General features: G+C 38.7%; 16 protein-coding genes. 15 read left to right on the forward strand and 1 reads right to left on the reverse strand.

Annotated elements, in window-relative coordinates:
* Positions 1 to 3 precede the first annotated feature (3 nt).
* The 4 genes from CLV73_RS02500 (at position 4) to CLV73_RS02515 (ending at position 5,524) form a co-directional block, all read left to right on the forward strand.
* A complete protein-coding gene (locus CLV73_RS02500; protein ID WP_100375309.1) occupies positions 4 to 1,164 on the forward strand; it encodes an aldose epimerase family protein in 1,161 nt (386 codons plus the stop codon).
* A gap of 3 nt (positions 1,165 to 1,167) precedes the next feature.
* The gene (locus CLV73_RS02505) at positions 1,168 to 2,895 is read left to right on the forward strand and encodes a sodium:solute symporter family transporter (protein WP_100375310.1); all 1,728 of its coding nucleotides are present in this window, start codon (positions 1,168 to 1,170) and stop codon (positions 2,893 to 2,895) included.
* Between the two features lie 71 nt (positions 2,896 to 2,966).
* Positions 2,967 to 3,611 carry a 3'-5' exonuclease gene (locus tag CLV73_RS02510; RefSeq protein WP_100375311.1) on the forward strand — a complete coding sequence of 215 codons (645 nt, stop codon included), beginning with the start codon at positions 2,967 to 2,969 and terminating at the stop codon, positions 3,609 to 3,611.
* A gap of 2 nt (positions 3,612 to 3,613) precedes the next feature.
* Positions 3,614 to 5,524: a DUF294 nucleotidyltransferase-like domain-containing protein gene (locus CLV73_RS02515; RefSeq protein WP_228424179.1), complete on the forward strand. Its 1,911-nt coding sequence runs from the start codon at positions 3,614 to 3,616 to the stop codon at positions 5,522 to 5,524.
* Positions 5,525 to 5,526: 2 nt separating this feature from the next.
* Here CLV73_RS02515 and CLV73_RS02520 read toward each other — a convergent pair whose 3' ends face one another.
* Positions 5,527 to 6,213: an NUDIX hydrolase gene (locus tag CLV73_RS02520; protein WP_072960988.1), complete on the reverse strand. Its 687-nt coding sequence runs from the start codon at positions 6,211 to 6,213 to the stop codon at positions 5,527 to 5,529.
* 542 nt (positions 6,214 to 6,755) lie between these two features.
* On the opposite strand from CLV73_RS02520, the gene CLV73_RS02525 reads away from it, so the two are divergent.
* The 11 genes from CLV73_RS02525 to CLV73_RS02575 all read left to right on the forward strand — a co-directional run bounded on the left by CLV73_RS02525 (position 6,756) and on the right by CLV73_RS02575 (position 22,397).
* Positions 6,756 to 9,125, forward strand: coding sequence for a glycoside hydrolase family 127 protein (locus CLV73_RS02525; RefSeq protein WP_100375312.1), 2,370 nt, complete (start codon positions 6,756 to 6,758; stop codon positions 9,123 to 9,125).
* A 7-nt stretch (positions 9,126 to 9,132) separates the two neighbouring features.
* The gene (locus CLV73_RS02530) at positions 9,133 to 11,043 is read left to right on the forward strand and encodes a sialate O-acetylesterase (RefSeq protein ID WP_100375313.1); all 1,911 of its coding nucleotides are present in this window, start codon (positions 9,133 to 9,135) and stop codon (positions 11,041 to 11,043) included.
* Positions 11,044 to 11,156: 113 nt separating this feature from the next.
* The gene (locus CLV73_RS02535; protein ID WP_100375314.1) at positions 11,157 to 12,611 is read left to right on the forward strand and encodes an MFS transporter; all 1,455 of its coding nucleotides are present in this window, start codon (positions 11,157 to 11,159) and stop codon (positions 12,609 to 12,611) included.
* 293 nt (positions 12,612 to 12,904) lie between these two features.
* Positions 12,905 to 14,020: an endo-1,4-beta-xylanase gene (locus CLV73_RS02540; protein ID WP_100375315.1), complete on the forward strand. Its 1,116-nt coding sequence runs from the start codon at positions 12,905 to 12,907 to the stop codon at positions 14,018 to 14,020.
* A gap of 122 nt (positions 14,021 to 14,142) precedes the next feature.
* Entirely contained in the window at positions 14,143 to 15,117 is a 975-nt protein-coding gene (locus CLV73_RS02545) for a glycoside hydrolase family 43 protein (protein ID WP_100375316.1), read from the forward strand.
* Between the two features lie 79 nt (positions 15,118 to 15,196).
* On the forward strand, positions 15,197 to 17,227 hold the full coding sequence (locus tag CLV73_RS02550; protein WP_100375317.1) for an alpha-glucuronidase: 2,031 nt from the start codon (positions 15,197 to 15,199) through the stop codon (positions 17,225 to 17,227).
* 114 nt (positions 17,228 to 17,341) lie between these two features.
* A complete protein-coding gene (fsa, locus tag CLV73_RS02555) occupies positions 17,342 to 17,995 on the forward strand; it encodes a fructose-6-phosphate aldolase (protein WP_100375318.1) in 654 nt (217 codons plus the stop codon).
* A 4-nt stretch (positions 17,996 to 17,999) separates the two neighbouring features.
* Positions 18,000 to 18,845 carry a transketolase gene (locus CLV73_RS02560; protein WP_100375319.1) on the forward strand — a complete coding sequence of 282 codons (846 nt, stop codon included), beginning with the start codon at positions 18,000 to 18,002 and terminating at the stop codon, positions 18,843 to 18,845.
* Positions 18,846 to 18,950: 105 nt separating this feature from the next.
* Positions 18,951 to 19,916: a transketolase family protein gene (locus CLV73_RS02565; protein ID WP_100375320.1), complete on the forward strand. Its 966-nt coding sequence runs from the start codon at positions 18,951 to 18,953 to the stop codon at positions 19,914 to 19,916.
* Between the two features lie 263 nt (positions 19,917 to 20,179).
* Positions 20,180 to 21,364 (forward strand): galactokinase, encoded by a 1,185-nt coding sequence (gene galK / locus CLV73_RS02570; RefSeq protein ID WP_100375321.1) that lies wholly within the window; start codon positions 20,180 to 20,182, stop codon positions 21,362 to 21,364.
* Positions 21,333 to 22,397 carry a UDP-glucose--hexose-1-phosphate uridylyltransferase gene (locus CLV73_RS02575; RefSeq protein ID WP_100375322.1) on the forward strand — a complete coding sequence of 355 codons (1,065 nt, stop codon included), beginning with the start codon at positions 21,333 to 21,335 and terminating at the stop codon, positions 22,395 to 22,397. Before galK ends, CLV73_RS02575 begins: the two co-directional genes overlap by 32 nt.
* Positions 22,398 to 22,581: the final 184 nt, after the last annotated feature.

Below are 22,581 nucleotides of genomic sequence, written 5' to 3' on the forward strand. Positions count from 1 at the left end.
AAAATGAGAAAAACAAGTATCAACCTGATAATTCTTTTTGCCGTTTTATGTATTTTCGGGTGCAATAAAAAAGAAAATCAATCAAAAACTCAACCGGAAACAATGGAAAACATACAGGTTTCAGATTACGGAGTCACGTCAAAAGGCGATTCCATCAAAAAATATATTTTGACCAACAAAAACGGGATGAAGCTGGAAGTCATTAACTTCGGTGGAATTATCACTTCACTCACAGCTCCCGATAAAAACGGGAAATATGCAGATGTCGTTTTAGGATTTACCAAACCTGAAGATTATTTCAACGGAAATCCTTACTATTTCGGAGCATTGATTGGCCGTTACGGAAACAGAATTGCCAATGCCAAATTCACTTTAGAAGGTAAAACCTATGACATCGATAAAAATGACGGTCCAAACAGTCTTCACGGCGGAAAAGAAGGATTCCACACCAAATTCTGGGATATCGAACCGGTGAAAGATGCCAAATTCCCGACTTTGAAACTGACTTACACCAGCGCTGACGGTGAAGAAGGCTATCCGGGAAAATTAACGACAACTGTTCTGTATACTTTGACAGATGATAATGCTTTGGAAATTTCTTACGAAGCGGAAACCGATAAACCGACTGTGGTGAATTTGACTCAGCATTCGTATTTCAATCTTTCAGGGAATTTTTCAAAAACAATTCTTGACCACGAATTGCAGATTAATGCGGATAAATTTACACCAGTTAATGAAACTTTGATTCCTACGGGTGAGCAAAAAGCGGTGAAAGGAAGCGTATTCGATTTCACAGCTTCAAAAGCAATTGGAAAAGATATCAATGCAGATGACGACCAGCTGAAAAAAGGAAAAGGCTACGACCACAACTGGATTCTGAATGGAAGCGGATTGAGAAGCATTGCCAAAGTTTACCACCCGGAATCAGGGAGAGTAATGGAAGTTTTGACCGATGAACCGGGCGTTCAGTTCTATTCCGGAAACTTTTTGGATGGAAAATTCGATACCAAAACCGGCGGGAAAAATGAATTCAGAACAGGCTTTTGTTTAGAAACACAACATTTTCCGGATTCTCCAAACCAGGCTTCTTTCCCTTCTACAGAGTTAAAGCCGGGACAGAAGTATCATTCAAAAACAATTTACAAATTCTCAGTTAAACAATAAAGTATGGGAAATTTAGCAACTATTGATATCATCATATTTCTGATTTATTTTGTGGTGGTAGCCGGTTACGGAATCTGGATTTATAACAAAAAAAAATCTGCAGCAACAGGCAGTAAAGATTATTTCCTGGCGGAAGGCTCACTCACTTGGTGGGCGATTGGAGCAAGTTTAATTGCATCCAACATCTCAGCGGAACAGTTCATCGGGATGTCCGGCGAAGGGTTTTTCGTGGGTGTTGCAGTGGCAGCTTATGAATGGATTGCAGCATTGGCACTCATCATTATTGCCATTTGGTTCATTCCGATTTATCTTAAAAACAAAATCTATACAATGCCACAATTTTTGGAAACCCGTTACAACAAGTCGGTTTCCCTGATTATGGCGGTGTTCTGGCTGTTTTTATATGTGATTGTCAACCTGACTTCCATTCTTTATTTAGGAGCTTTAGCAATTGATACGTTGTTGGGCGGCGGTCATCTTCATATCATTATGATTGGATTGCTTCTAATGGCATTATTAATCGGTCTTGGCGGTATGAAAGTAATCGGTTACACCGACGTAATTCAGGTGGCGGTTTTGATTATCGGAGGCTTTGCAACAGTTTATATGGCGCTTCAGATTGTCGACCAGAGAATCAACGGAGCGGCTGTAGGAAATGCTTTCGCAGGTTTTCAGACCTTGATGAACGAAGCTCCGCAACATTTCAAACTGATGCTTGAAAAACCGGTTAAGACAACAACGACTTTAGCAATGCCTGAAAATCTGGATGTTCAGAAATATGTGGTTTTACCGGGATTGGCAATGTATTTTGCAGGACAATGGATTGTTAATTTAAATTATTGGGGTTGTAACCAATACATCACGCAAAGAGCTTTAGGTGCTGATTTAAAGACAGCAAGAACGGGGATTTTATTCGCAGGATTCCTTAAATTATTTATGCCGATTATCGTTATGCTTCCGGGAATTGCAGCTTACGTTTTGTATACCAAAGGTCACTTACCTGGCTTTAACGGAGTGAAAGACGGAGCATATTCTGCAATATTAGGATTTTTGCCGGTTGGTCTGAAAGGTCTTGCAGTAGCGGCTTTGACGGCGGCAATTGTTGCTTCTTTGGCAGGGAAAGTAAACAGTATCTCAACGATTTTTACATTAGACATTTATAAAAAATATTTAAAGTCTGATGCAACGGAAATCCAAATGGTAAGAACCGGAAGATGGGCAATTATTATAGCAATGTTTGTCGCTTTGGCATTTACTTGGACAGATGCTTTGGGAATCGGCGGTGAAGGTGGATTTACATTTATTCAGAAATATACAGGATTTATCAGTCCGGGTGTTTTTGCGATGTTCCTTTTAGGAATGTTCTGGAAAAGAACAACCGGAACTGCAGCTTTGGTCGGCGTAATTTTAGGATTCGTTCTGGCAATTTTCTTCAACAGTTTTGCTGTGGAAATTTTCGGAAAAGAAACCTGGTTATACACAGCTTTCACTTATGAAAAACTGGAAAATGGCGTAGTTCATACGATTACCGAAATTCCGTTTTTGATTAATATGGGTTGGTCATTCTTTTTCACGATTGTTGTGATGATTCTTATCAGTCTTGCAGGACCGAAAGTGAACCCGAAAGCATTTGCAATCGATGCATCAATGTTCAAAGTGGACAACAGAACATTGGTTTTAATTGTTGTAACATTACTTTTATTAACTGCACTTTACGTGAGATTTTGGTAAATTTTAAAGTATTATAGAAAGGATGTCCCTTGAGGCATCCTTTTTTATTTTTTTATAATTTTGATTGTATTTTGAAAACCTATTTTCTTTTCATCGATACCGAAACTACAGGAATCCCGAAACGATGGAGTCTGCCTTATTCTGAGAAAGATAATTGGCCTTCCGCAGTTCAGGTGGCCTGGGTTATTTATGACGAAAATGCTCAGGAAGTTAAACGTGAAAATTTTTATATTTTTAATGAGGATTTGAAAATCAGTTCGAAGTCATTGAAAATTCACGGTATTACCAAAGAATTTCTAAGTAAAAACGGACAGGAAAGAACATTGGTTTTAGAAAAGCTTTCAAGGGATATAAAAGAATTTCAACCCTTGATTACGGGACATTTTACAGAGTTTGATATTCACACATTAAGCGCTGATTTTTACAGGGCAAACCTGGAAAATCCTTTTTTGCAGAGTCATTTCTACTGCACAATGCTTAAAAGTAAAGAGTATGTGGTTAATCCGGAAGCTGACTATTTTAAACTGCCTCAGCTTTACGAGTTTCTTTTTAATGAAAAAATGGAACATCTCCACAATGCGATGATCGATGCAGAAATAACTGCAAAATGTTTTTTTGAGATCCGGAAACGTGGAGAGATTTCAGAAGCTGACTTTCAGAATATTCATCAGAAAATCGAATCCGGTTTAAAGTTTTTAACCCATAAAATGAAATAACTATGATGCAGGAAAAAATTATTTCACTTTTAAAAATAACAGAACCTTTTCATCTTTTACCCCAAACCGTTCTTGCAGAAATCTCGGAAACATTCACAAGAACCGAGTTTTCCAAAGATACCTTGGTCTATCGCCAGGAAGTGACGGAAATGAGAGGAGTAGACATTATTGAATCCGGAGAATACGAAACATTTTTTTTCGATGCAGCGGAAAATAAGAGATGTATTTCGATACACCATTCGCCTTATTGTTTTGGGGGAATATCTGTGGTTCTGAACAGAGTACGTGCATTGAAATCGGCGATTGCCAAAAAAGGAACTGTTGTTTATACATTACCGAAAAAGGAATTCTACGAGTTGTGTAACGCCTACGAAGACTTTTTCCACTATTTTACATCAGATTTCGGCAAAAAAATGCTGGATGAGGAATTTTCTCATTTTGTGAAAACGCCTGCAACGTTTGAAGAAAGTTATTTTGCGGCTGACCAGCTTTACTCAAGAAAAATAAAAGGAATTACTTATAAAAGTATCGTTTCCTGCGAAGAAAATACACCTGTTTTTGAGGCGGCTCAAATGATGGCCACTCATAAAGTAAGCTGCATCTTTGTGAAAAAATCAGCAAGTGACGAAATTATCGGCTATGCGACAGATATTACCTTGCGAGATAATGTTATCGCCCGCTGCCTGGATTCCAGAATTGCAATTTCTGAGGTGATGGATAATCCCATCGTAAGTATTTCCAGCGACGCTTATCTTTATGAAGCGGTTCTGATGATGTTTAAAACCAAATCAAGATATCTTCTCGTAACAGATAATGGCGAATATGTAGGTTTTCTGAGTAGAAATCGCTTGTTGAGTGAGCAGGGACAGAGCCCGCTTGTTTTTATTCAATCGGTAAAACAGGCTGAAAGTGTAGAAGAACTTAAGAAAAAATGGAAACAGGTTCCGGATATTATTACTCAATTGTTGGGAAGGGGAGTGCACGGGGAAATTGCCAGTCAGGTCATTACAACAATTGCTGATACAATAACAGGAAAAGTAATAGAAAAAGTTATCAGGCAGATAGGAAAACCTCCTGCAAAATTTGCGTTTATCGTGACCGGGAGCGAAGGCCGGAAAGAACAGACTCTAAGCACAGACCAGGACAACGGAATTATCTATGAAGATAAAGCCAATGAACACCGCGAAATGGTAAGGGAATATTTTCTGGATTTTGCCAAAAAAGTTTCGGATGATCTCAATACGATTGGCTTTGAATACTGCAAAGGAAATTTTATGGCAAGCAATCCCAAATGGACCCATTCTCTTTCTCACTGGAAAAGAAATTACAACCAATGGATCGAAGAATCGGTGCCGGAAACCGCAATGAAGCTTTCCACTTTTTTCGATTTCCGTTTTATTTATGGTGAAGAAAGTATTGTGAAAGACCTGAAAAACTATATCAAGGAAAAATTAGCTTCACCCAATCAGCTTTTTTTTGCTCATATTGCCAAAAATGCTCTACAGTACGAACCGCCTTTGACTTTTCTGAAAAGAATTAAAACCCAAACCATCGGGAAATCAGAGGTTTTTGATATCAAAACTGCGATGTCGCCAATTGTAGATTTGCTTCGTGTGTATGCGTTGAAAAACCAGTTGGAAATAGAGAATACCGGCGAACGAATGAAAAAACTGACGGAAATAGGAGTTTTCACGCAACAGCAATACAACGAAATGCATCAGTCTTACTATTATCTGATGGCACTTCGGCTAAAAAATCAGGCGAACCAGATTAATATTGATAAAAAGCACCCTGATAATTATATTGAAATCAGTAAACTAACCAAAATAGAGCGTGTCACTTTAATCGAAATCTTTAAAACCATTGCTAATTTCCAGCTGGGAATCAAAGTGAAATTTACAGGAAGTTTTTAGGTTTAAATCTTAAACATAAAGCCTTCCGCAATTTTCTTATTGTATTTTTCTTCATCGAAAGTGTAAAGAAAAGATCCTTTTTTAGACGAACTCATATCTTTTCCTTCCGTTTTTACAAGAATATCCAGCGCATTGATTTTGCTGATGAAATTCCGCTTGTCATACTGTTCGTTGAAGATGGCTTCGTATAAAGTCTGCAAATCCTTCATCGTGAATTTTTCCGGCAGAAGCTCAAAACCGATAGGTCGTGTGGAAGCCCTTCTTCTAAGTCTCAGAACTGCATCTTTCACCATTTCATTATGGTCAAAAATCAGGCTCGGAAAATCCTGTAGGTCAAACCATTTTGCGCTATATTTTTCATTGATCTGAATATTTTTTTCAATATTGATCAGTGCATAATACGAAATCGACATAATTCTCGCCGTCGGTTCGCGGTCGATTTGAGTATAGGAATTGAGCTGTTCAAGATAAATATTTTCCAGTCCGGTAAGTGTGTTCAGGACACGCTGTGCCGCTTCATCAGAGGTTTCTTCATCCCCGATAAAACCACCCATTAATGACCATTCTCCCATTTTCGGTTCAAAATTCCTTTGTACCAGAAGGATCTTGAGATTTTCGCCATCGAACCCGAAAATAATGCAGTCAACAGCTACCAAATGTCGTGGAAAATGAGAATAGTCTTGTGTCATCGATTATAATTTTTATGCAAAGTTAATGCTTTTAGGCTTTGATTTTACAGTTGAAACCATATAAATGTATTTTATACACTTTATTTTACTTTTTATTTTTAAAAAATCCAGATTTCATCATTTACCTTAATATTTTGGGAGCAATTAATAGCTCTGAAGCTTATATTTTATTCATTAAAAACATTAAAAACAGATGAACTCAACGTTAAAAATATGTTAAAATTAAGTTTCCTTTCATTTTAAATTTACCCGAAAACTATAGTCAAGGCTTAGTCTTAAAAATACGATAAGTTATTTATATAAATTACTGACGCCTTCACTTGGTATTCCGTATTCATTTTTATACAAGCGATTTAGCCGTATGGTTCTGATTATCGCGATTTTTAATAATCTTAATTTTTATGATAAGTCCTTGCTGTTTTCAGCTTTTTTTTAAGACTTTAAAATATACTTTTTTTTGATTCCATCGGCTTATTCTGCAAAATTCTTTGTCATATTGATTCTTTCTTTTATTTTTAGAAATGTTGAATAGACATTTATTAATGAATAAAAAATTGCTGATAGTATTTTTAGGTTTGGGCATGCTTGCTTTTGGGCAGGTGAGCAAAACAATCAGTTATTTTCCGCTGAATAAAGTAGCTTTGTCGGAAAGTGTTTTCAGCAGGGCGATGCAGACGGATAAGAACTACATTATGTCGATGGATGCAGACCGTTTGTTGGCGCCATATCTGAAAGAAGCAGGACTCAACCCTAAAAAAGAAAATTATCCAAACTGGGAAAATACAGGATTGGATGGTCACATTGGCGGCCATTATATTTCAGCTTTGGCTCTGATGTACGCTTCAACAGGCGATGCAAAAGTTAAACAACGCCTCGATTATATGATCGATGAGCTGGAGCGTTGCCAGAATCTTTCAGGAAACGGCTATATTTCCGGCATTCCGAACGGAAAAAAAATCTGGAAAGAAATTTCGGATGGCAATATTCGCGCATCAGCTTTCGGGCTGAATGAGCGTTGGGTTCCATTATATAATATTCACAAAATTTATTCAGGTTTGCGTGATGCCTATTGGTATGCAGACAGTGAAAAGGCAAAAAAAATGCTTATCAAACTTACTGATTGGATGGCAGATGAAGTTTCCGGACTTTCCGATGAGCAGATTCAGGAAATGTTGAGAAGTGAACACGGCGGACTGAACGAGGTTTTTGCCGATGTGTATGATATTACAAAAAATGAAAAATATTTAAAGCTTGCGCATCGTTTTTCACACCTTGCCATTTTAAATCCTTTGCTGATTCACGAAGATAAACTGACAGGAATTCACGCCAATACACAGATTCCAAAAGTGATTGGTTTTAAAAGAATTGCTGATTTAGAACATAACAAAGAGTGGAGCAGTGCTGCAGATTTTTTCTGGACAAATGTTACCCAAAAACGTTCAGCAATTATTGGAGGAAACAGTGTGAGTGAGCATTTCAACCCAACAACTGATTTCAGCGGAATGATTAAAAGCATTGAAGGCCCCGAAACCTGCAATACTTACAATATGCTGAAACTGACCAAAGAACTTTTCGCTACAAACCCGAAATCTTCTTATCTCGATTATTATGAAAGAGCTTTGTATAATCATATTCTTTCGACGCAAAACCCTGAAAAAGGTGGTTTTGTGTATTTCACGCCTATGCGTCCCGGTCATTACAGGGTGTATTCGCAGCCGGAAACCAGTTTCTGGTGCTGCGTCGGTTCGGGAATGGAAAACCACGCGAAGTATGGCGAAATGATTTATGCACATTCTGATAACGATTTGTATGTCAATCTTTTTATTCCGTCTGTTTTAAAATGGTCTGAGAAGAAGTTGATTCTGAGACAGGAAAATAATTTTCCACAAACACCTTCAACAAAATTAATTTTTGACCTTGCTCCAAAATCGGAAATCAATTTAAAATTAAGAGCTCCGGAATGGACGAATGCTTCACAGATAAGTGTTTTCATTAATTCAAAAAATATCAATATTCCTGTCGATTCCGAAGGTTATATTAATATCAACAGAAAATGGAAAAAAGGCGATGTCATCGAGATGAAAATGCCGATGCATCTTTCTGCGGAACAGCTTCCGGATAATTCCGATTATTATGCGTTCAGATACGGACCCATCGTTTTGGCAGCAAAATATGGCAAAGAAAATCAACAGGGATTATTTGCCGATGACAGCCGCGGCGGACATATTGCGCACGGGCCACAGATTCCTTTGAATGAGATTCCCACAATTTTAGGAGCTTCGACAACTGTTTTGGATCATCTAAAGCCTGTTAATCAAAAAGATTTGACATTTAAAATTAGCGGTCTTTATCCTCAGAATAAATTTAGCAACGGGTTGGAACTTGTTCCGTTTTATCAGGTTCAGGAAGAGCGTTACATCATCTATTTTCCTCAGGCAACTCAGGATAAAATCGAAGTCATTCAGCAGAAGAAAGCCCAGGAAGAAGAAGCTGTCCGAAAATTGGATAATATCACAACAGACAAAATTCAGTTAGGCGAGCAACAGCCGGAGTCCGACCACTTTTTTGACAGCAAAGATGCTTACGATGGCTATATGGAAGACCGTCATTTCCGCGAGGCTAAAGGCTGGTTCAGCTATCAGATGAGAAATAAGGCTAAAAATGCAAAATATCTTTACCTATTGTATTTCGATGCCAATAACAATCGTACTTTGAATGCCGAAATTAATGGAATCAAAGCATTTTCAAAAGATTTTGAAGGGAAAATGGGAAATTCCCCACAAACATTATTAATCCCAATTCCGGATTCAGAAAAGAATAAAGAAACACTTACCATAAAATTTATTTCAGGCGAAAAATCTCTGACTCCAAAAATTATTGAAGTGAGATTACTGAACGAATTACCAAAATAAAACTAATATGTCAAATAATATTTTCACTAAAACTCTGGGCTTATTCCTCTTGATTTGCAGTCTTTGTGTTGAAGCTAAAATCAAGCTTCCCGCATTGGTTTCAGACGGAATGGTGTTACAGCGCAACCAGAAATTAAATATTTGGGGAAAAGCTGATGCCAATGAAAAAGTAGAAGTTAAATTCCTCAATAAAAGCTACAAAACCACTGCAGACCAAAACGGTAACTGGAAAATCGTGCTTCCGGAGCAGAAAGCAGGCGGTCCGTACACAATGACCGTCAACGAAATAACCTTGAAAGATATTTTGATTGGCGACGTTTGGCTGGCTTCAGGACAATCGAATATGGAATTGCCGATGCGCAGATTGACGCCATTGTATGCTAATGAAATCAAAAACGCAAATAATCAGAATATCAGGTTTTTCACGGTTCCTCAGAAATATAATTTCAAATCGCCTCAAACCGAATTAGACGGTGGGAAATGGGAAGCGACAAATCCTCAAACCATTCTGAATTTCTCTGGTGTTGCTTATTTTTTTGCTAAAGATTTAAGTGAAAAAAATAAAGTTCCTGTAGGAATCATTCACTCCAGTTTAGGAGGTTCTCCAATTCAGGCTTGGATGGATGAAAATTCGCTGAAAAAATATCCGGAATATTTAGACGAAGCCAAAAAATGGCAGAACGATGATTTGATAAAATCTACAGAATCTTCTGAACAGGCGCTTAGCAAGGCTTGGTATGCGGAATTAGACCAAAGCGATATTGGACTAAACCAGCATTGGGAAAAATTTGATTTAAATGATTCTGATTGGAAAACGATGCAGATTCCCGGTTCTTGGGAAGATAAAGAAGGTTCTTTCGATGGTTCCGTTTGGTTCAGAAAAGAAATTACTTTAACGAAAAATCAGGCAGGAAAAGCAGCATTTTTAAATCTTGGAAGAATCAAAGATGCGGATGTAACGTACATCAACGGAACAAAAGTCGGAAATGTGACTTATGAATATCCTCCGCGTTGGTACGACGTTCCGGCCGGAATTTTGAAAGAAGGTAAAAACATAATTGCCGTAAGAGTTTCAAACGGAAGCGGAAAAGGACAATTCATCGCCGACAAACCGTACTACCTTGAAATCAACGAACAAAAAATAGATTTAAAATCCGAATGGAAATATAAAATCGGGGCAAAAGTCGACAGAATGGCTCCCGGACAAACCTTTATACGTTGGAAACCGACTGGTTTGTACAATGCGATGATTAATCCTTTAATTAATTATAACATCAAAGGTGCACTTTGGTATCAGGGCGAAAGCAACACCGGAAAACCTAAAGAATACGGCAATTTATTAACCACGATGATTACAGATTGGAGAAAAAAATTCAATAACAAGGAAATGCCGTTTATCACCGTTCAGTTAGCCAATTTTATGGAGTCAAAACCACAGCCGATAGAAAGCAACTGGGCAGAACTCAGAGACCAGCAGCGTAAAGTGTCATTACAAGTTCCGAATGCCGGACTTGCCGTAATCATCGATGTCGGAGAATGGAATGACATTCATCCGCTCGATAAAAAAACAGTAGGAGACAGGCTGGCTTTACAGGCGATGAAATTGGCTTATGGAAAAAACATCGTTGCAGACGGACCTGTTTATCAGTCAATGAAAGTTGACGGAAATAAAATCGTTCTTACTTTCAAACCCGGAACGGATGATTTCGCTCCCGTTGCCGAACTGAAAGGTTTCGCTATCAAAAATTCAGAAGGAAAATGGGCTTGGGCAAAAGCAAAAATCGAAGGTAAAACAATTGTGGTTTGGAATGATTCGGTAACAAATCCTGTTGCAGTCCGTTACGACTGGGCAGACAATCCCGATGGAGACCTGAAAAATAAAACCGGACTTCCCGCATCGCCTTTTACAACGGAGTAATCTTTAAGCCTTTGCTGAGTTTACGCCTTTGCGAATCTTAAAAACGATTAGTAGTCAAAAAATCTTAGCGGACTTTGCGTTTAGAAATTAATTATAAAAATATCAACAATCATATGAATAACTCATCTCAGAAAATATCTGTCGTTGAAAAAATCGGCTACAGTTTGGGAGATTTAGCGGCCAATCTGGTGTTCCAGACTTTGGTAACTTATTTAGCTTATTTTTACACCGATATCTACGGATTAAAGCCGGAAGACGCTTCCATCATTACTTTGATTGTCGGGCTCATTGCCGGTTTTGGGTTCAATCCGCTGGTCGGCGCTTTGGCAGACAGAACACGAACCAAATGGGGGAAATTCCGTCCGTGGATTTTATTTTCTGCCGTTCCGTTGGGTGCAGCAGCACTTTTTGCATTCAGCACACCCAATTTTTCGTATCAGGGGAAAATGATTTACGCAGCAGCAACTTACACAATTTTATTACTCTTGTACGCAGCTAATAATTTACCTTACGCAGCACTGAGCGGCGTAATCACAGGTGATATGGGCGAACGAAATAGTATTTCATCTTACCGTTTTGTGGCGGTGATGTTTGCACAGTTTTTCGTTCAGGTATTTATGTTGCCAATAATTTTATCGGCAGGGAAAGGAGACAAAGCTGCCGGAATCGAAATTGTGATGACCTGGTTAGCAATTATCGGAACGATTATGTTGCTCATCACATTTTTTACCACAAAAGAAAGGGTCATTCCAAAACCGGAGCAGGAGTCCTCTTTGGGAGCCGATTTAAAAGATTTAAAGAAAAACAAACCTTGGATAATAATGTTGGTAGTTACAGCCTTGATTTTCATTACTTTGGCAATGAAAGGTGGTTCGTACGTTTATTATTTCAACAATTATGTCGATGAAACTTCTTTGAAAAATTTCATTTCGCCGATTACAGCTTTTTTCAGTTCCATCGGAATGAATTTCTTCGGTAAGGACCCTCGTTCAGCTGGTTTCGGACTCTTTAATGCCGGCGGAATCATTATGATGATTATCGGGATTACCTTCTCAAAAAGATTTGCCGATAAATACGGGAAAAGAGATGCATTCATCGCTTCCTTATTCATTTCAACTTTATTTATTGTCGCATTCATCTTTTATCCGCCGAAATCGGTGGGATTAATGTTCCTTTCCCAGATTCTGCACGGGTTTTTCTACGGAATCAGCACACCGTTGCTTTGGGCAATGATTGCCGATGTCGCCGACTATTCCGAGTGGAAAAACAACAGACGCGCCACAGCAATTATTTTTTCCGCAATGATGGTAGGATTAAAGGTAGGTTTAAGTATCGGAAGTTCATTGGTTTCTTCCATTATCGGGCATTACGGCTACATTTCATCTGAAGGAACCGAAAATGTTATCCAGCCGGAATCCGTTGCAAACGGCGCTCAGATGCTGGTCAGTATTTTTCCGGCTATTCCGTTCTTTGCGGCGTGTGGATTATTAATGTTCTACGAAATCAACAAAAAAATGGAAACCCAAATCGAACAGGAGCTTAAAAAAAGAAGGAAAAAAGAAGATTAATATTTGTTTAATTATTTGACTTCGTCGAACCACTTTGTTAGGTTTGGGCAGCTTAATCCGTATTCCACTCCCAATCTTTTTTGCCGAGGCTTTTTCCAATGCAAAAAAGGATTTCCGCTCAAGCCGGGCTGCGAGAGATTCGCTGTTAAAAACATTGTCAAGGTTAGAAAAACAATGTTTATCTGAACTTTTTGTATTCCTTAGCTGAGTGTAACGCATTTGCGAACCTTAAAAAAGTATAGTAGTCAAAAAAATCTTTGCGCTCTTTGCGTTTAAAATTTAAAAAATTAACAATGAAAAAAATAGCCGCATTATTAGGAATTTTAGCCTTGACCGTTTCCTGCAAAACAGCAAGTTCGGCATCCTCAAAAGATTCCCTGAAAGATGCCTACAAAAATAAATTCTACATCGGAACCGCAATGAGCCTTCCGCAAATTGACGGAACTGATGTAAAATCGGATGAGATTATCAAAAAACAATTCAGTTCCATTGTTGCGGAAAACTGTATGAAATCAATGTTTATCCAACCTCAGGAAGGAAAATTTTTCTTTGGCGATGCAGACAAATTTGTAGAATTCGGAGAAAAGAATAAAATGTTCATCATTGGTCACACGTTGATTTGGCATTCTCAATTACCAAGATGGTTTTTCGTAGACAAAGATGGAAAAGATGTTTCGCCTGAAGTTCTGAAACAGAGAATGAAAAGCCATATTTCAACGTTGGTCGGCAGATACAAAGGTCGTGTAAAAGGTTGGGATGTAGTAAACGAAGCCATTATGGAAGACGGAACGTACCGCAAAAGCAAATTTTACGAAATTCTGGGCGAAGAATTTATTCCGCTCGCTTTCCAATATGCGCAGGAAGCTGACCCGAATGCCGAACTTTATTACAACGATTATAACGAATGGTTTCCGGAAAAAGTAAAAACCGTTACCAAAATTGTTAAAAATCTAAAATCCAGAGGAATCAGAATCGATGGAGTCGGAATGCAGACCCACGTTGGATTGGACAATCCAAAACTTGAAGAATACGAAAAAGCAATCACCGATTACGCAGCGGCAGGAGTAAAAATCAACGTTACCGAAATGGAAATCAGCGCACTGCCTTCACCGTGGGGAACTTCAGCCAACGTTTCCGACAAAGTAGAGTATGAGGCGAAAATGAATCCTTACACCAAAGGATTACCTGAAAATGTGACAAAAGAATGGGAAAACCGTTATCTGGATTTCTTCAGACTGTTCCTGAAACATCAGGATAAAATCAGACGAGTGACTTTGTGGGGCGTAACCGACAACCAGTCCTGGAAAAACGATTTCCCTGTAAAAGGCAGAACCGATTATCCATTGCCATTCAACAGAAATTACCAGGCAAAACCTGTCGTTGAGAAAATCATTGAATTAACTAAATAAAAATAAATATTTTTCTCGCATATTTAGCTAATTAAGCAGATTTATTTAAATAATCTGCGAAATCTGAAAAATCTGCGAGAAAATTAACTAAAAAGTTATTATTTAAAAATCTAAACTATAAAATGAACAAAGCAAAATACCTTTTCCCAAGCGATTATATGGCAGATCCTTCCGTACACGTTTTTGAAGGAAAACTTTACATTTATCCATCCCACGACCGTGAAAGCGGCATCGAAGAAAATGACAACGGCGACCATTTCGATATGAATGATTATCACGTTTTCTCCCTTGATGATGTGGAAAATGGCGAAGTGACGGACCACGGTGTTGTTCTTTCGGTGAAGGATATTCCTTGGTCGGGAAGACAGCTGTGGGATTGCGATGTAGCCTTCAAAAATGGCAAATATTATATGTATTTCCCTTTGAAAGATAAGAACGATATTTTCAGAATCGGCGTTGCGGTGAGCGATAAACCTTACGGACCTTTCATTCCGGAAAAACATCCGATGATGGGAAGTTACAGCATCGATCCTTGTCTTTTTGAGGATAACGGAAAGCACTATATGTATTTTGGAGGAATCTGGGGCGGACAATTGCAACGTTACAGAAATAACAAAGCATTGGAATCTGCCATTCTTCCTGCCGATAATGAGCCTGCCATTTCATCAAAAGTAGTAGTGTTAAGCGATGATATGCTGGAATTTGGAGAAGAGCCGAAAGATGTTGTGATTTTGGACGAAAACGGAAATCCTCTACTTCACGGCGATAAGCATCGTTTTTTTGAAGCATCCTGGATGCATAAATACAACGGTAAATATTACTTTTCATATTCCACAGGAGACACCCATTTGATTTGTTACGCAACAGGTGATAATCCTTACGGTCCGTTCACTTTTCAGGGGGAAATTTTGACGCCTGTTGTGGGTTGGACCACACATCACAGCATTGTGGAATTTAAAGGGAAATGGTATCTGTTTTTCCACGATTCTGTTCCAAGCGGCGGAAGAACGTGGCTAAGAAGTATGAAGGTTATTGAAATTGAATACGATAACGACGGTAAAATTAAAACGATTGAAGGACTGGAAGACAATCAATAGGAACGGGCTTTAGCCCGTTTAAAAAAAGTGATAACCATTTGGCTTTAGCCAAAACTTAAATAATTTTAAAAATTTAAGAATGCAACATTTCCGACATTACATATTACTGTTTCTAATCCTTCCGTTAATAGCTTTTGCTGAAGACGGAAGTCAGTTATGGCTGAGATATCCGGTCAATCCAAAGCCAAGAAATATTGTGAATTCAAACAGTAAAAGTCCGACTATTGAAATTGCCAAAAAAGAACTGAACCAACATTGGGCAGGACAAGCTATTGATTTAAAGATTGACAGATTTCCGGAAAATTTTAAAGACGGATACAAAATCGTTTCTACTCCGAAAAAAATCAGCGTTTTAGCAAAAACAGACTTAGGATTACTGTACGGAAGCTATCATTTGTTGAATTTACAACAGCAGAAAACCAATTTTTCTAATCTAAAACTTGAAGAAAAACCTTCCTACGATGTACGCATTCTCAACCATTGGGACAATCTCGACGGAACCATTGAACGTGGTTATGCCGGTCATTCGCTTTGGAAGTGGGAAGACTTGCCTAATAAACTTTCGCCGAGATACGAAGAATATGCAAGAGCCAACGCATCCATAGGAATCAATGCGGCGGTTTTTAATAATGTGAATGCTTCACCGAATATGCTTCGTGAAGATTATCTTAAAAAAGTTAAAGCTTTAGCCGATATTTTCAGGCCTTACGGTATCAAAGTTTATCTTTCCGTTAATTTTTCTTCACCAAAAGTTTTAGGCGGATTGGAAAATTCAGATCCATTGAATAAAGATGTTCAGAAATGGTGGAAAGATAAGGCTGCAGAAATTTATAAATTAATTCCTGATTTTGGAGGATTTCTGGTGAAAGCCAATTCTGAAGGGCAGCCCGGGCCGCAGGATTACGGAAGAACCCATGCAGACGGAGCGAATATGATGGCCGATGTCCTGAAACCTTATGGCGGAATTGTGATGTGGAGGGCATTTGTGTACAGTCCGAGTAAAGATGACAGGGCAAAACAGGCTTATTTGGAGTTTGTTCCCTTAGACGGACAATTCAGGGATAATGTGATTATTCAGATTAAAAACGGACCGGTTGATTTCCAGCCGAGAGAAGCTTTCAACCCGCTTTTCGGAGCATTGAGGAAGACTTCGGAAATGGCCGAATTTCAGATTACTCAGGAATATTTAGGACAGGCCAATCATCTGGTTTATCTTGCGCCGTTATTCAAAGAAACGTTGGACAGTGATACTTTTTCGGACGGAAAAGGTTCTACGATTGCTAAAATCACGGACGGAACATTGAGATCTGCAAAACTGACGGCTATTTCCGCCGTTGCCAATATCGGAGAAGATACAAACTGGACGGGACATCACTTTGCACAGGCCAATTGGTACGCTTTCGGACGCTTGGCCTGGAATCACGATTTAACCTCAGAACAGATTGCAGATGAATGGATTAAAATGACTTTTACGGATAATAAAAACTTCGTAAATCCGGTCAAAGAAATAATGCTTACTTCACGCGAAACTTCCATAGATTATATGATGCCGCTTGGTCTTCATCACATTTTTGCTGGCGGTCACCATTACGGTCCGGAACCGTGGGGTGATTACAAAGGCGGAAGACCCGACTGGTCGCCGGTGTATTATCATCAGGCGAACGCAGAAGGAATCGGATTCGATAGAACAAAAACGGGAAGCAATGCCGTTTCGCAGTATTTTCCGCCGCTTAACGAAATCTATAATAACATTAAAACGACCCCTGAAAACCTGATTCTATGGTTCCATCACGTTCCTTGGGATTACAAGATGAAAGACGGAAAAACGCTTTGGGAGGAGTTGTGTTACAAATATGATTTGGGTGTTCACGAAGTGAGAGATTATCAGAAAGTCTGGGACAAAATGCAACCTTATACTGATCAGCAAAGATTCTCTGAGGTTCAGGATAAACTGAAAATTCAGGCAAAGGATGCCGTTTGGTGGAAAGATGCGTGTTTACTCTATTTTCAGACATTTTCCAAAAGACCAATTCCGTCTGATATTGAAAAACCTGTTCACCAGCTTGAAGATCTAAAGAAAATCAAGCTCAATATGGGACATCACAATTAATCAACCTAATTAAATTTAAACAAATAACTTTCTAAATCTTTTTGATACAGGAAGTTGTTTGTTTTGTTATTTAAGTGTAAATTTAACACTTAAATAAAATTAACAATATAATCTATGAAATTTTTTATTGACACTGCCAATCTTGATCAGATAAGAGAAGCTCAGGATCTGGGAATTCTTGATGGCGTTACCACCAATCCGTCCCTGATGGCAAAAGAAGGAATCAGCGGAAAAGAAGCTATTTTGCAGCATTACAAAGACATTTGTGAAATTGTAGACGGGGATATTTCGGCAGAAGTTCTCTCCACGACTTATGAAGAAATGATCAAAGAAGGCGAGGAATTGGCAGCCATCCATCCGAATATCGTGGTAAAAGTTCCCATCATCAAAGACGGAATCAAGGCAATCAAATATTTTTCCCAAAAAGGGATCCGTACCAATTGTACATTAATTTTCTCCGCAGGACAGGCACTTTTAGCGGCAAAAGCAGGAGCAACTTATGTTTCTCCATTTTTAGGAAGATTAGATGATGTTTCCACAGATGGTCTTCATTTAATCCAGGAAATCAGGACCATTTTCGATAATTATGGATATGAAACTGAGATTTTGGCAGCATCTGTTCGTCACTCGATGCACATCATCAACTGCGCAAAAGTTGGTGCCGATGTCGTAACTTGTCCTTTGCCTCCGATTTTGTCACTGCTGAAGCATCCTTTAACGGATTCTGGCTTGGAGCAGTTCATCAAAGATTCACAAAAAATGCAATAAAATTATGCACGATATTCAAAAATTAAAAAATATTGCTTCGCAGGTGCGCAGAGATATTGTAAGAATGGTTCACGCCTGCCAGTCGGGCCATCCGGGCGGTTCATTAGGATGTACAGATTTTCTCGTAGCTCTTTATTTTGATGCGATGAAGAGAAAAGAGGGATTTGATATGACAGGAAAAGGTGAAGATGTCTTTTATCTTTCCAACGGCCATATTTCTCCTGTCTTTTACAGTGTTTTGGCGCACGCAGGCTATTTCGACAAATCTGAGCTGGCAACTTTCAGAAAACTGAATTCCAGATTGCAGGGACATCCGACAACGCACGAGCATCTTCCCGGAGTTCGTATTGCTTCCGGTTCGCTTGGACAGGGATTGTCTGTGGCAGTCGGTCACGCAGTTGGAAAGAAATTAGATAAAGACCCGAATCTTGTTTTCAGTCTTCACGGTGATGGTGAATTGCAGGAAGGCCAAAACTGGGAAGCGATTATGTATGCCTCTCACAACAGAGTTGACAATCTCATCGCCACCGTAGATTATAACGGACAGCAAATTGACGGTCCAACTTCCAAAGTTCTTTCTCTCGGAAATCTTAAAACTAAGTTTGAAGCCTTTGACTGGAAAGTTCTTGAGGTAGAAAACGGAAATGATATGGAAGAAATTCTGAAAGTTCTGGACGAAGCCAAATCTTTGACCGGGAAAGGTCAGCCGATTTGTATTCTTCTGAAAACAGAAATGGGTTGCGGTGTCGATTATATGATGGGAACTCACGCGTGGCACGGAAAAGCACCGAATGACGAACAATTACAAAAAGCTTTAGATCAACTCGAAGAAACTTTAGGCGATTATTAATTCGTTGTTGGTTGATTGTTTTTAGTTGATAGAAAACAAATTAATGTCTACAATCTACTTCAACTTCTGACAACCATCAACTGACAACCATCAACAGATAAAACAATGAAAAAATATACCTACACAGAAAAAAAAGACACCCGAAGCGGTTTTGGAGCAGGAATGGCAGAATTGGCCGATAAAAATCCCAACGTTGTCGGACTTTGTGCGGATCTTATCGGTTCCTTAAAATTTGAAAAATTCATCGAAAAAGCACCGGAAAGATTTTTCCAAATCGGAATTGCAGAAGCCAATATGATTGGAATGGCAGCAGGTCTGGCAACGGAAGACAAAATTCCGTTTACCGGAACTTTCGCTAACTTTTCTACTGGAAGAGTGTACGATCAGATTCGTCAGTCGGTGGCTTACTCAGGGAAGAATGTGAAAATTTGTGCTTCTCACGCGGGTTTAACTTTAGGTGAAGATGGTGCAACACATCAAATTCTTGAAGATATTGGATTGATGAAAATGCTTCCCGGAATGACTGTCATCAACACCTGTGATTACAACCAGACGAAAGCGGCAACCATTGCCATTGCAGATTACGAAGGTCCGGTTTATCTACGTTTTGGACGTCCCGTGATTCCTGTTTTTACTGATGAAAATCAAACATTCGAAATCGGAAAAGCGTGGATGGTAAATGAAGGAAAAGATGTTACGATCGTTGCAACAGGGCATTTGGTTTGGGAAGCCATTAAAGCCGGAGAAATTCTGGAAGAACAGGGCATCGATGCGGAAATTATTAATATTCATACCATTAAACCTTTAGATGCTGAAGCAATTCTTAATTCCGTTAAAAAGACGGGCTGTGTAGTAACTGCGGAAGAACACAATAGACTAGGCGGATTGGGCGACAGCGTTGCACAGCTTCTGATTACAGAATATCTTGCACCTCAGGAATATGTTGCCGTAAACGACAGTTTCGGGGAAAGCGGAACTCCTGATCAACTGATGGAAAAATACGGATTAACTGCGAATGATATCGTGGCAGCGGTGAAAAAAGTGATGAGCAGAAAATCAGAAAACCTGTAATATTGCATTGTTAGAAAATGCGTGTATTACCACAAGGAACACAAAGTTTGCATAAAGGTCACAAGTTTTATGCTCCTTGTGAATCTCTTTGTGCTCTTAGTGGTTAAAAAGAAAGTAATCGGCACAGAAAAAGAGGAAGGGCTATCAGTATGAAGCCCGTCACTTCTCCGATTGAGCAGGACAGTCACCTGAACAGAAAACCGTAACTTTAATCAAAATTTTAAAATTTAAACTTTCCCATCAAAATATAATTTGCAGATTTTATGCAGGAGAAATTAATCAATTATACCAAAGAGGCTTTTCAAACAGCTTTTAGCTCAGACGCGGAACGGATTTTCCTCGCTCCGGGAAGAATCAATATCATCGGAGAACACGTCGATTACAGCGATGGTTTTGTGCTTCCGGCTGCCATTGATAAGCACATTTGCTTTGCCGTAAAAAAAACGGATGATTCTACAATTTCTTTTTTTGCCAAAGATTTCAATGATTCTTTCAGTTTTGATGTTAATGAAAAACAGTTTCCGGTCTCGCAGACGTGGGTCAATTATTTGTTGGGCGTTTTTAATGTCATTCAGGAATCGGGAAAAGAAGTCGGAGGTTTGCAGATTGCTTTCAGTAGTACGATTCCGATGGGTTCAGGTCTGTCATCATCGGCAGCTTTGGAATGTGGTTTTGCTTATATTCTCAACGAAATTTTCGATTTACATTTAAACAAAAAAGAAATAGCAGTCATTGGTCAGAAATCCGAACATACTTTTGTAGGCGTAAAATGCGGAATTATGGACCAATTTTCGTCAGTCTTCGGAAAAGAGCATAAAGTGATTATGCTCGATTGCAACTCTTTGGAACATCAGTATTTTGAAGCCAATATTGATGGTTACAGTTTGGTTCTTTTTGACAGTTGCGTTAAACATACCCATCTTACTTCCGGTTACAACGATCGAAGGAGAGATGTTGACAACGGTAAAAAAATATTATCGGAAAAGTTTCCCGAAGTACAGAAATTCAGGGATTTCAGTTTTGAAATGCTGGATGAAGTAAGAGGAGAAATGGGCGAGACGTCATACAAAAGATGTTTTTACCTTTTGAAAGAAATAAAAAGGGTAGAGCGGGCCGCAAAAGCTTTATCAGGAGGTGATGTAGAATATCTTGGTCAACTTTTGAACGAAACCCATTCCGGACTTTCGACAGAATTTGAAGTAAGCTGTGATGAGCTCGACTTTATGGTTGAGGAAACTTTAAAGGAGGAAGGCGTTTTAGGAGCAAGAATTATGGGTGGCGGTTTTGGCGGCTGCAGTATTAACCTTATTAAAGATGAAAATGTTGATGAAGTTATTGACCATATCAGTGCTCAATATAAACAGGCTTACAACATCGAAATGAAAGTCTACAGAGTAAAAATATCGGACGGAATTAATGAATACCTTAGAAATGAAATCGTCATTTAATCAAAAAAATCATCCTCACAGAAGATATAATCCGCTTTTGGATGAGTGGATTCTGGTTTCTCCGCAACGGGCGAATCGACCTTGGCAGGGACAGACCGAAAAAACTTTACAGGAACAGCTTCCAGCTCACGACCCGAATTGTTATTTGTGTTCAGGAAATGTTCGTGTTAATGGCGAAAGAAATCCAGATTACAAAGGTGTCTATGTTTTTGATAATGATTTCGGTTCTCTGATGAAAGATGATGTTGAATTTTCTGAGGAGACTTCAGATTTCTTTTTATTAAAGCCTGAACGAGGGATCAACCGTGTTATTTGCTTTTCAGAAAATCACAGTCTTACGTTGCCTGAAATGGAAGTTGGTGACATTAAAAAAGTTGTTGATGTATGGCAGAAACAATATGAAGAGTTAGGAAATCTGGATTATATCAATCACGTTCAGATTTTTGAGAATAAAGGTCAGGTGATGGGATGCAGTAATCCGCATCCGCACGGTCAGATCTGGGCGCAATCTTCAATTCCATCTATTGTGTCGAAAGCACAGGAAAATCTTAAAAAATATTTTGACAAAAACGGAACTTCACTCTTGGAAGATTACGTAAAAAAAGAGTTGGAAATTAATGAAAGAATTATTCTTGAAAATGAGGATTTTGTTGCATTAGTTCCTTTCTGGGCAGTCTGGCCTTACGAAACGATGGTCGTGAGCAAAAGAAAGATTGAAAATCTGATTGAGTTTTCTGAAGAAGAAAAGCATTCTTTGGCATCAATAATAAAAGATGTAACCACGAAATACGACAATCTTTTTGAAATTTCATTTCCGTATTCAGCCGGAATTCATCAGTCGCCAACCGATGGAAAACCTTATCCGGAGTGGCATTTTCATATGCATTTTTATCCGCCATTGCTGAGAAGTGCGGAAGTGAAAAAGTTTATGGTTGGCTATGAAATGCTTGCTGAAGCTCAACGTGATATTACGCCGGAGCAAAGTGCAGAGATTTTGAAACGTCTTCCTATAATTCATTATAAAAACAGATAATTCTTATCATTTATATTATTATATTAGATCGTTATACTTGATGGTCACTTTGACACAAAACTGAAATTTTGACAGTATGTATGAAAAAAAATCATGTTTTTTGAATTGGTATTTTTTTTGAATCTGATTTTTCAAACAGCTGGCCAGCTGAGATTTAAGTAATAAATTGTTTAACTTTAAAAAA

The organism is Chryseobacterium geocarposphaerae, assembly GCF_002797535.1.
GTDB classification, from domain to species: Bacteria; Bacteroidota; Bacteroidia; order Flavobacteriales; family Weeksellaceae; genus Chryseobacterium; species Chryseobacterium geocarposphaerae.

What these genes read in the sequence shown, in the direction of transcription:
- CLV73_RS02500 (WP_100375309.1), top strand. Translation starts at nt 4, where the DNA reads ATGAGAAAAACAAGTATCAACCTGATAATTCTTTTTGCCGTTTTATGT.
- CLV73_RS02505 (WP_100375310.1), top strand. Translation starts at nt 1,168, where the DNA reads ATGGGAAATTTAGCAACTATTGATATCATCATATTTCTGATTTATTTT.
- CLV73_RS02515 (WP_228424179.1), top strand. Translation starts at nt 3,614, where the DNA reads ATGATGCAGGAAAAAATTATTTCACTTTTAAAAATAACAGAACCTTTT.
- CLV73_RS02520 (WP_072960988.1), bottom strand. Translation starts at nt 6,213, where the DNA reads ATGACACAAGACTATTCTCATTTTCCACGACATTTGGTAGCTGTTGAC.
- CLV73_RS02525 (WP_100375312.1), top strand. Translation starts at nt 6,756, where the DNA reads ATGAATAAAAAATTGCTGATAGTATTTTTAGGTTTGGGCATGCTTGCT.
- CLV73_RS02530 (WP_100375313.1), top strand. Translation starts at nt 9,133, where the DNA reads ATGTCAAATAATATTTTCACTAAAACTCTGGGCTTATTCCTCTTGATT.
- CLV73_RS02535 (WP_100375314.1), top strand. Translation starts at nt 11,157, where the DNA reads ATGAATAACTCATCTCAGAAAATATCTGTCGTTGAAAAAATCGGCTAC.
- CLV73_RS02540 (WP_100375315.1), top strand. Translation starts at nt 12,905, where the DNA reads ATGAAAAAAATAGCCGCATTATTAGGAATTTTAGCCTTGACCGTTTCC.
- CLV73_RS02545 (WP_100375316.1), top strand. Translation starts at nt 14,143, where the DNA reads ATGAACAAAGCAAAATACCTTTTCCCAAGCGATTATATGGCAGATCCT.
- CLV73_RS02550 (WP_100375317.1), top strand. Translation starts at nt 15,197, where the DNA reads ATGCAACATTTCCGACATTACATATTACTGTTTCTAATCCTTCCGTTA.
- fsa (WP_100375318.1), top strand. Translation starts at nt 17,342, where the DNA reads ATGAAATTTTTTATTGACACTGCCAATCTTGATCAGATAAGAGAAGCT.
- CLV73_RS02560 (WP_100375319.1), top strand. Translation starts at nt 18,000, where the DNA reads ATGCACGATATTCAAAAATTAAAAAATATTGCTTCGCAGGTGCGCAGA.
- CLV73_RS02565 (WP_100375320.1), top strand. Translation starts at nt 18,951, where the DNA reads ATGAAAAAATATACCTACACAGAAAAAAAAGACACCCGAAGCGGTTTT.
- galK (WP_100375321.1), top strand. Translation starts at nt 20,180, where the DNA reads ATGCAGGAGAAATTAATCAATTATACCAAAGAGGCTTTTCAAACAGCT.
- CLV73_RS02575 (WP_100375322.1), top strand. Translation starts at nt 21,333, where the DNA reads ATGAATACCTTAGAAATGAAATCGTCATTTAATCAAAAAAATCATCCT.